2 protein-coding genes are annotated in these 817 nt (G+C 42.8%); one reads left to right on the top strand and one right to left on the bottom strand.

Annotated elements, in window-relative coordinates; translation table 11 throughout:
• Positions 1-130 (bottom strand): homoserine O-succinyltransferase (locus KIV40_RS29715; RefSeq protein WP_285352850.1); only part of this gene is annotated, 130 nt, incomplete at its 3' end.
• Between the two features lie 285 nt (positions 131-415).
• Between KIV40_RS29715 and KIV40_RS29710 the strand changes: the two genes are divergently transcribed.
• Positions 416-787, top strand: coding sequence for an ATP-binding protein (locus KIV40_RS29710; protein ID WP_285352848.1), 372 nt, complete (start codon positions 416-418; stop codon positions 785-787).
• The last annotated feature ends 30 nt before the right edge of the window (positions 788-817 follow it).

Raw genomic sequence — 817 nt, 5'->3', positions numbered from 1 at the left:
TTAGGTTGAGGATCAAGACTCGAAGTGGACGGATTTCCTGTGTCGATGCTCTTGATAGCGGCATAACAAAGATGTTTTCTTCGCGAAGAACATCGCTCGCTGGCAATTGGTCTGGAATGCGGATAGGCACAGCTTTCTCCCTAAGCTAGATATTTAGACGTCTATACTTCTGAATCTATAATATATTGTGACGCTTGTCGACATATAAAACGCACCTTTGTAAATATTTCGTTATTGAATCTACAAAGCACCTAAACAGGACTGTTGTTAAGGAGCCAGTATTGAAGCGGTTGAGCAAACATGTGTTGGTCGTTGAAACTTAAAGCAGCGCTTAATAATCTAGGTTTATGATTCTGGCCTCAGATACGTTAACATTCTGCTTTCGCGTTATTTTTAGCTAAGGGTGAGTAAAAGTTTGAAACTTATCTTAATTCGAGGCTTACCCGGTTCTGGTAAATCGACGAGAGCAAAATCTCTGGATGCTTTCCATGTGGAAGCCGATATGTATTTTGTAAATGACCAAGGTGTCTACTGTTTCGATCCGGTTTTACTTCCGCAAGCGCATGCGTGGTGTCAAAAGCGTACGGAAGAGGCCTTAAAACAAGGGCTTGATGTGGTGGTCTCGAACACGTTTGTCAAACAGTGGGAAATGAAAGCGTATCGAAAAATGGCACGTAAACATGGCGCAGAACTTGTGATAGAGGTGTGCCGTGAACAGTATGGCAACATTCACGGTGTGCCTGAGTCTGTTGTTGAACGAATGAAGAAAGATTGGCAAGAACAGTAACATCACTAGCACCAAGCCAGCTCATCGAAA

The sequence above is a fragment of the Vibrio sp. D173a genome (genome assembly GCF_030248475.1).
This window is presented reverse-complemented; position numbering and strand designations above follow the sequence as displayed.